Origin of the sequence: Embleya scabrispora (assembly GCF_002024165.1) — a bacterium.
Classification (GTDB): Bacteria; Actinomycetota; Actinomycetes; order Streptomycetales; family Streptomycetaceae; genus Embleya; species Embleya scabrispora_A.
In genome coordinates this window covers 1,116,638-1,125,638 of sequence record NZ_MWQN01000003.1, presented here as the reverse complement: position 1 = coordinate 1,125,638, position 9,001 = coordinate 1,116,638, and the positions used below count along the sequence as shown (strand labels likewise).

The window sequence follows — 9,001 nt, the reverse complement described above, 5'->3', positions numbered from 1 at the left end:
TACAGGAGCCAGACGGTGACCTGGAGGACCGTGGGGTCGGGTTGGAAGTTGAGGATGCCCTTGAGGAGGGTGCCGTACCAGGTGTCGGGCGGGATGGTGTCGCTGATGTCGAACGCCCGGTCGGACAGGCCCGGGAGGTGGTCGGCCTCCTGGAGGTCGTGGACGCCGTAGGCCAGTACGCCGGCGGCGACGACCACGAGTCCGGCGCCGGTCCAGAGGAAGAACTTGGCGAGGTTGATCCGGATGGCGCCGGCGTAGAAGAGGTAGCCGAGCACGACGGCGGTGGCCAGGCCGAGGGCGACGCCGATCATCGGCTCGGTGTTCTCGCCGGTGGAGCGGGCCGTGCCCCACACGATCACCGCGGTCTCCAGGCCCTCGCGGCCCACGGACAGGAACGCGGTCAGCACCAGCGCACCGGTGCCCATCGCCAGCGCGTGGTCCAGCTTGCCCTGCAACTCCGCCTTGAGCGCGTGCGAGGTACGCCGCATCCAGAAGATCATCCAGGTGACCAGGAGCACGGCCAGGATGGAGAGCGAACCGCCGAACAACTCCTGCTGCTTGAAGGTCATCTCGGCCGAGGTCAGTTCGAGGGTGGCCTCCAGAGCGACGCTGAGCGCGACGGCGGCGCCGATGCCGAGCCAGACGGCGGGCAGTGCGTCTCGGCGGTCGCTCTTGACGAGATAGGCGATCAGGATGCTGACCACGAGGGCCGCTTCCAGGCCCTCGCGCAGACCTATCAGGTAGTTGGCGAACACCAGGTGACCCCGCTCGATCGAACAAATCTCGGAATTTAGGCGAGGCTCACCAAAGCACCCGTGCGGATACGTCGTCAACATGGCATGGGTCATGCCCGGGTGGCGGGGCCGGGCGGCCGGGGCCGGGGCTCAGGGGTGTCGGTGGTAGGCCTTGTTGGTGATGCGCCACTTTTCGTCGACGCGGGCCAGGAGGAAGACGTCGGTGAAGGTGTCGGCGCCGTGTCGCAGGGTCATGGTCGCGGTGGCGACGGTGCCGTGTACGTCGACGGTGTCGATGCGGCGCGAGCGGGTCGGCTCGTCCGGGGCGGGCCGGCCGGGGAAGAGGGCGCAGTATTCGTCGAGGCCCCACGAGACGAACGCGCCGTCCCGGATGCCCTCGACGTGCGCGGTGGGCAGGAACGCGGTGCGGAAGTGGGCGGGGTCGCCGGTGGCGTGTCCGCGTATATAGGCGCGGAGGGGTTCGAGCACCGCGTCGGTCACGGCGGGGGCCAGGGCGGCGACGGCGATGTCGGCCTCGGGGTCGGCCGGGGTGCCGGCCAGCTCGGCCGCGCTGCGCAGTGGGGTGCCGGATGCGGCGGCCAGCAGGTCCAGGTCCTTGGCCAGCGCGGCGATGGTGAACTGGGAGTCGCCGGCGGTGGCCGGGTCGTCCGCGCTGGTGAGGATGTCGCGCTTGCGGGCCACGAGTCCGCCGAGCAGGCCGAGTTCGAGTACGTCCAGCACATCGGTTCGGGGCAGGCCGAGGGCGTCGCCCTGCCGCAGCGCCTCGCGCAGGGCCAGGACCCCGCCGGCGAGGCTGCTGTTGGCGATCAGCTTGAGGGCGGCGGCCGTACCGGCGTCGGAGAGGGGCCGTACGGTGCCGAGCGTCGCCAGCACCGGCCGCACCCGATCGAGCGTGTCGGGGTCGGCGCCGGCGAGGATGTCCAGGGTTCCGGCGGCGACGGCGGGCACGGAGCCGAGCACGGGCGCGTGTACATAGGAGGCACCGAGTTCGCGGGCCAGCGCCGCCGCCTCGGCGGGGGCGATCGTGCTCGTGTTCACCACGACGGCGTCCGGGCGGAGCGAGGCGCGGATCCGGTCGACGACCTCGCGGCAGGCCCGGCCGTCGAACAGGGCGAGGAGGACGACGTCGGCTTTCGCGACGGCGGCGGCCGGGTCGTCGGTGGTTTCGAGGGCGCGGGCGGTGGTGGGGCGTCCGGAGCGGGTCCAGGCGAGGACCTCGTGAGGGTGGGGGTGCTCGGACTCGTGTATGTGCGCATGCTCGGCGAGGCGTGTCGCGATCGCTGTGCCCATGCGGCCCAGGCCGAGGACGGCGAGCTTTCGTGGTGCGGTCATGCGCCCCAGCCTGAAGCAGCACATGCCATGCGACAAGCGCAACTTCGGAAGGTGAGCCATGCGCATCTCGCAGATCACTGCCCTGGGCCCGGCATACTCGTGCCATGGCGGAAGGGGCAACGTGGATCTGACGGTGTGGCGGACCTTCGTGACGGTGTGCCGGGTCGGGTCGTTGTCGGCGGCGGCGATCGAACTCGGCCACACCCAGTCGGCCGTCTCCCGGCAGATCGCCGGCCTGGAGCGGCGGCTCGGGGTGGCGCTGGTCGAGCGGCAGGTGCGCGGGGTGCGGCCGACGGCGGCCGGCGAGGTGTTCCGGCACCACGCCCTGGTCGTGCTCAACGAGGCGGATCGGGCGGTGCGCGCGGTTCGGGACGTACGGGACGGGGCGCCGGGCCGGCCGCTGGCCGTCGGCGCGACGCCCTCCCTGGCCGCCGGGATCGTACCCGCCGCGATCCGGCGCCTCCTGGACGACGAGGGCCCGCTGCGGTGGAGCCTGTTGCCCGGATCGAGCGCCGACCTGTACGACCGGGTACTCGCCCGCGACCTGGACATCGCCGTCGTCACGGACGCGCCGCCGGGGCTGCCGGACGACCCCCGGGTGGAGCGGCGGCTCCTGGGCTTGGACGAGATGGTGGTCGTCCTGCCCGCCGACCACCCGCACGCCGGGCGGGGGCCACTGCCGATCCACGAACTGGCCGAACAAACCTGGGTCGAGGACAACGACGGCTCGGCGGCCCTCCTACGCCGCCACGCCGCCCGCGCCGGAACCACCGCCCGAATCGACCTCACCGCAGCCGACCTGCCCGGCAAAATCGCCATGGTCGCCACCGGCCACGCCATCGCCCTGATCCCCGGGGTCCTGGCAGGCACCCTGCGCGCAGACGTCACCACGGCGACCTTGACAGACCCCCCAACACGCGGCATCTACACGATCACCCCACACCAGGACCAACACCCGGCAACGACGGCCCTGTCCGCCCACTTGACGACGGCGTTCGACTGACACATCGCGGGAGGGCCCGGTGGGTGGGTGGGTGGGTGGGTGCGTCGGGTCGGGGCCGAGTTCGCCCCGGCGGGCGTTGCGCCTTGGGTCGCGGGTGGCCGGTGCGGGGTTTGTCCGAGTCGGTGGTGGGCCGCCGCCAGCGTTCGGGGCTCCGAGAATTCGGTCTCCCGAGGGGACGGGCGCGTTGGTCGGCGAAAACCGGCTGGCAGCGGGGGCAGGGAGGGCGGCCGGGTCGAGTCCTCCGGGGAGCCTTTTCGAGTGGGCCGGGTGTTCCCGGCGGGCGTTGCGTCTGTGGTTGCGGGTGGCTGGTCCGGGGTTTGTCCGAGTCGGTGGTGGGCCGCCGCCAGCGTTCGGGGCTCCGAGACATCGGCTTCCCGAGGGGACGGGCGCGTTGGTCGGCGAAAACCGGCTGGCAGCGGGGGCAGGGAGGGCGGCCGGGTCGAGTCCTCCGGGGAGCCTTTACGAGTGGGCCGGGTGTTCCCGGCGGGCGTTGCGTCTGTGGTTGCGGGTGGCCGGTGCGGGGTCGGTCCGAGTCGGTGATGGGCCGCCGCCAGCGTTCGGGGCTCCAAGACACCGGCCTCCCGAGGAGACGGGCACGTTGCTCACCGAAAACCGGCTGGCAGCGGGGGCAGGGAGGGCGGTCGAGTGGAGTCGCCCGGGGAGCCTTTTCGAGTGGGCCGGGTGTTCCCGGCGGGCGTTGCGTCTGTGGTTGCGGGTGGCCGGTGCGGGGTCGGTCCGAGTCGGTGGTGGGCCGCCGCCAGCGTTCGGGGCTCCAAGACCCGAGGCTCCCGACGAGACGGGCGTGTTCCTTGGCGAAAACCGGCTGGCAGCGGCGGGCAGGGAGGGCGGCCGGGTCGAGTCCTCCGGAGAGGCTTTCGGGCAGGGCATTTCGAGTTGCTGTGGGCGTGTGGAGGGGTGCGAGTTCACGAAACCGGACGGCGTGGGGTGCCGTGGTCTCGGGGTGAGAGAAAACCGCAGGTCAGCGCGACGTGAGAGCGTTCGAGGTGCGTCGGGATCCGGTTTCGGCACTTGGTGGGCACTTTCGGTCACCTCGACGGCCTGTGCGAGGTCGCTGCGCTCGAAGTCGGTTGCAATCGGGCGGTTGTGGCCTCCGCTCCGGCGCTGAGAGGGTCGGAGCGCACGAAACCGGCACTCGACGCCCGGCTTTCCATCCCGACACCACAAAACCGCAGGTCACCGAAGCTCGAAGCCCGCAACCGTCGATCGCGATCCGGTTTCGAACCCCAACTCCCCTCCAAACGCCCGAAGCGCCCCGACCCACTCGAGAAGGCTCCCCGGCAGGCTCGACCCGACCGCCTCCCGGGCCGCCGCTGCCAGCCGGTTTTCGGTGAGCAACGTGCCCGTCTCGTCGGGAGCTTCGAGTCTTGGAGCCCCGAACGCTGGCGGCGGCCCATCACCGACTCGGACCAGCCCCGCACCAGCCACCCGCAACCAGAGACGCGGCGCCAGTCGGAAACGCTCGGCCCACAACGCTCGGCCCACTTGGGAAGGCCCCCCGGGGAACCCGTCCCGGCCGCCCTCCCTGCCACCCGTTGCCAGCCGGTTTTCGGTGAGCAACGCGCCCCTCTCGTCGGGAGCCCCGGGTCTTGGAGCCCCGAACGCTGGCGGCGGCCCACCGCCGACTCGGACCAGCCCCGCACCAGCCACCCGCAATCACACGCGCAACGCACGCCGGAAACGCTCGGCCCACTCGAAAAGGCCCCCAGGCGACTCGACTCGACCGCCCTCCCCGCCCCTCGCCAGCCGGTATTCGCCGAGCAACATGCCCGTCTCGTCGGGAGGCCGAAGGCTTGGAGCCCCGCGCGCCGGGAATGCCCGAGTGCCTGGAGGTCATGGTTCGTCTCGGTGGTGGGGGTCGGGATCCGAGTCTGGGTCTGACCGGTGTTTGCGTTGGCGTAGTACCTCCAGTGCGATCGGCAGAAGCGAGATCAGGACCACCACCGCCACGATCGGCAGCAGGTAGGTGTCCACGTTCGGTACGGATGAGCCGAGTCCGTAACCCGCCAGGACCAGGCCGATCGCCCAGATCGTGCCGCCGACGATCTGCCACAGGGTGAAGGTGCGTACGGGCATCTCCAGGACGCCCGCCAGCGGGTTGAGCACGGTACGCACGATCGGGACGAAGCGGGCCAGGACCACTGCCTTGGCGTGTCCGTACTTGCCGAGCAACTGCTCGGCGCGCGCCACGCCTTCGTGCAGGCTCCGGTTCTTGTACCGGCCCAGCAGCGCGCGTCCGCCGCGCCGGCCGAGGAGGTAGCCGACCTGGGCGCCGAGCAGGGCGCCGCCCACGGCAGCGAGCAACACCTGCCACAGGGTCAGATGCACCCGGTCCGAGGAGCCCGACACGCACAACAGCCCGGCGGTGAACAACAACGAGTCGCCGGGCAGGAAGAAGCCGACCAGCAGACCGGTCTCCGCGAACAACACCACGGCGATGCCCAGCGCCCCGAAGGCGGACAACAACGAACTCGCGTCCAGCACGTTCACGGCCAGGTCGGACACGGTCGACGAAGGCATGGGCGCTCCCTCCTTCGATAACGCACGATCCGGTGTCGGTCGGCCGAGGTCACGGCGGGAACGAAACGACATACCGGGCTTTATCCTCGAAACGATGCCGCATTACGGCCGGCACTCGGCCGAGAGCGCTGTGGGCCGGGCGGGTGATGCGGTGGGGGCGGGAGCCGGCGGGCCGGGCCGGGCTCGTCGGTGAACGCCGCCGATCGTGCTCCGGCGCACGCTCGCAGTGTGTCGGGCTGAGGTGAGGGCGGCTAAATTCGCTCTACGGTGCGCCCTCTTCGCCACTGTTGTTATCGATATGCCACATATTCGTGACCGATTCTCAGCCATGGCCGGCAAGTGCGCGGGCATCCGGTCCACCATGACGCACCACGACTCATCGCGGGAGAACGGCTCCGACGAACTGGCCGCGCTGGTACGGCAGGCCCGGCAGTGGAGCGAACCGACCCCGGACGGCTCGACCGAGCGCCCGCTGCTCGACCCCTCCGCGGACTCTCTCCGCGAACGTATGCGTCGCCGCCGCGCCAACCGCTCGAACGACGGCGACGCCCGGAACGGCTAGGCGGTGTCGGGGCGGATGGTGATGCCGCGACGCGGGTCCAGGGCGACGGGACGCCCGCCGCGTCGAACGCGTTGCCTCCGGTGCGCTGCCCGCCTGTCCGGCGGGGAGCACGAATACGAGCGACGGTCGCCACCGACTGTCGGTCGACGCATGCGTTTGCGGTGCTTGAAGGGTGGCCTAGATGTGTCCGGGCGTGACGAACCTGTGCACGCAGCGGTTGCACAGGAACTCGTTTCCGGGCGGCCGTGCGTGACCGCCGTCGCCGTTCGCGTCCGACTGGATCCAGGTCCAGGTTCCGATCGCGACCACCCCGAACGGTAGGCCGACGTACACGCCGAAAAAGACCGACAGGACGAGTATGGCCGCAGGCAGGAACACCCATCCGAACCACGGGGGAATCTCGGTCGACGGCCTGGGACGATCCGGTTGCCGGCTCCGATCCGGCACGACTTCGTTCGATAAGCCGCACCGGGGGCACTGGGGGAACGCCATGGCCGTACTCCTCGGATTCGTCACGTCGGATGTGTCGAACGGCAGAGCGGGGTACAGGCGGGCCCGTGCCGCGCCGTGCCGCGCCGCACACGGCGGGTATGGCGCGTCCGCGACCACCCAAGCCCAACCGCCGGCCACTTGGGGCGACCAAGAGGGAAACACTTGGCGACTTCCCACGACCGTACGTGGAACGAGGCCCCATGAGAGCTTTGGGGCATCCGGCAGGCGCGGTCAGGATCGGACCGGCGTCGGACCGGCGTCGGACCGGCGTCGGACCGGGGTCCAGTGCCGGAAATGCCAGTGCACTCGCGGGCGTTGCCGGAGTCGGGCGGCGGCCCGGACACACCCGCCACCGGCCCTGCTCGGCAGGTGCGTACGCTCGATTCGTGCCGCATTTCGAGACGACCACGCGCATTCGCGTCGCGCCCGCACGGGCTTTCGAGGCGTCCCTGGACATCGACGCCCATACCGCGTCCATGGCTTCGTCGAAAGAGCGGGCGATCGGTGGGGTGACGGCCGGCCGGATCGGACTCGGCGAGAGCGTCACATGGCGGGCGCGGCACTTCGGCGTGGTGTGGCGGATGACCTCGCGGATCACGGCGTACGAGGAGCCGAGTCGGTTCGTCGACGAGCAGGTCGGCGGGCCGTTCGCGTACTGGCGCCACGAGCACCGCTTCACCTCGGACGGGGCCGGCGGCACGGTGATGCGCGATGTCGTCGACTACGCGGCCCCGTTCGGCCCGATCGGCGCCGTCGTGGGGTGGATCGGGCTGCATCGATACATGGTCCGGTTGATCGTCGTGCGCAATGAGTATCTGAAGGACTCCCTCGAATCGACAGTGTCCGAATAGGCGTTCGACCCTCGCGTTGCCCGAGGACGTCGCGTTCGGGCATCGGCAGGCGGCTGTTGCGGCGGTATTCTCGGCTGCCGTGGTGATCGTGCCGATCGTGGACCCGGCGGGTCGGCTCCGCGCCCCGGCGGTTGTCGACGCAAGCGCGACGATCGAACGGAGTTCGGGACCATGAGTGACGAACTGGTGTCGCTGCGGCCGGTGGTCGAGGGTGACCTCCCCCTTCTCGAACGGTTTTCGACGGATCCGGAGGCGGTCGGGCCGTTCGGTTGGCAGGGCTGGGCGGATCCCGGGCGGTGGCGGCGCGAGTGGACCGAGAGCGGCTTTCTCGGGGACGCCGGAGGGCGGTTGCTGGTGGTTCGCGGGGCTGACGTCCTGGGTTTCGTGGCCTGGCGCAAAATCGTCACCTCACGCACCTCCTACTGCTGGAACGTCGGGATAAACCTGTTCGCCGAGGTGCGCGGCCAGGGCTTCGGCACCCGAGCCCAACTCCTGCTGGTGCGCTACCTGTTCGCCCACACCCAGGTGGCGCGGGTGGAGGCGGCGACCGAGGTCGACAACGTCGCCGAACAACGCGCGCTGGAAAAGGTCGGCTTCACGCCGGAAGGCGTGGCCCGCGCGTATCTCTTCCGAGCGGGTCGGTGGCGGGACGTGGTGTTCTACAGCCTGCTGAGGGACGAACTACCGTTGGACGACGAGGAGTCGACGACGCGGTAGCGGTCGGGCAGCGGCGCCGAAGGCGTCGCCCCGTTCCCCCGCTCCAGTCCCGCCCCCAACCGCCGCCTCACCACTCGCCACCCGCTGCCTACGGACGCCGCACACCAGTGGCAGCCTGCCGTCCGCCGCCGGTCGCTCCTAGGCCAGGAATGCCGGCTTGTCGATGACGTACCGCCAGGTGCCGTCGGGCTGTTGCCGGGCGATCTCGACCGATGTCCCGGTCGAGTCGATCGATCCGCCGTTCGCCGTGACGCCGGCGCCTGCTGCCGGTTCTCGTCGCGGCGGATCCGGCGCATGGCCGACTGGAACCGGAGCAGGCGGGCCGGCGTCTTCGGGGGCCGGCCGAGTTGCTGATGGAACCGCTTGATCAGGTGTGGGTGGCTCCAGCCGACCTCGACGGCGAGCCGAGCGATCGGGATACGCCCGCCGGTCCCGACCAACCGGCGCCACGCGTACGACACTTCCGGCGCGGGCCGGGGGCCCCGGTCGGCCCTTTCCAGCAGAAATCGGTCCAGCAGCGCGAACCGCTGCGGCCGGCCGGACGCCTCGCGTATCGCCTCGGCTAGATCCCGGCCCACTCCGCCGGACAGATCGCCGAAGTCCACCGCCCCGGTCACCGCCGTACCGAATACCGTGTACGCCCCCGGCGGACTCAACCTCAGCGCGACCCACTCTCGCCGCTCTACCGCACCCGCACCCGCACTCCGCGACGGGCGTCCCGCACTCCGGAAGAGGTGTCCTGTACCGGTCA

Annotated in this window: 7 protein-coding genes; 4 read left to right on the top strand and 3 right to left on the bottom strand. The window is 70.9% G+C overall.

Annotated features, from left to right (window positions below; translation table 11 throughout):
* Positions 1-755 (bottom strand): iron uptake transporter permease EfeU (gene efeU, locus B4N89_RS40540; RefSeq protein ID WP_078981523.1); only part of this gene is annotated, 755 nt, incomplete at its 3' end.
* 129 nt (positions 756-884) lie between these two features.
* Positions 885-2,087, bottom strand: a complete 1,203-nt coding sequence (locus B4N89_RS40535) for a nuclear transport factor 2 family protein (protein ID WP_078981522.1) — start codon at positions 2,085-2,087, stop codon at positions 885-887.
* Between the two features lie 121 nt (positions 2,088-2,208).
* Between B4N89_RS40535 and B4N89_RS40530 the strand changes: the two genes are divergently transcribed.
* Positions 2,209-3,090 (top strand): LysR family transcriptional regulator, encoded by an 882-nt coding sequence (locus tag B4N89_RS40530; RefSeq protein ID WP_078981521.1) that lies wholly within the window; start codon positions 2,209-2,211, stop codon positions 3,088-3,090.
* A gap of 1,851 nt (positions 3,091-4,941) precedes the next feature.
* Here B4N89_RS40530 and B4N89_RS40525 read toward each other — a convergent pair.
* Entirely contained in the window at positions 4,942-5,628 is a 687-nt protein-coding gene (locus B4N89_RS40525; protein ID WP_078981520.1) for a DedA family protein, read from the bottom strand.
* A 328-nt stretch (positions 5,629-5,956) separates the two neighbouring features.
* Between B4N89_RS40525 and B4N89_RS40520 the strand changes: the two genes are divergently transcribed.
* The 3 genes from B4N89_RS40520 to B4N89_RS40505 all read left to right on the top strand — a co-directional run bounded on the left by B4N89_RS40520 (position 5,957) and on the right by B4N89_RS40505 (position 8,250).
* Positions 5,957-6,190: a hypothetical protein gene (locus B4N89_RS40520; RefSeq protein WP_078981519.1), complete on the top strand. Its 234-nt coding sequence runs from the start codon at positions 5,957-5,959 to the stop codon at positions 6,188-6,190.
* 878 nt (positions 6,191-7,068) lie between these two features.
* A complete protein-coding gene (locus B4N89_RS40510; protein ID WP_078981517.1) occupies positions 7,069-7,533 on the top strand; it encodes an SRPBCC family protein in 465 nt (154 codons plus the stop codon).
* A gap of 171 nt (positions 7,534-7,704) precedes the next feature.
* A complete protein-coding gene (locus B4N89_RS40505; protein ID WP_078981516.1) occupies positions 7,705-8,250 on the top strand; it encodes a GNAT family N-acetyltransferase in 546 nt (181 codons plus the stop codon).
* The last annotated feature ends 751 nt before the right edge of the window (positions 8,251-9,001 follow it).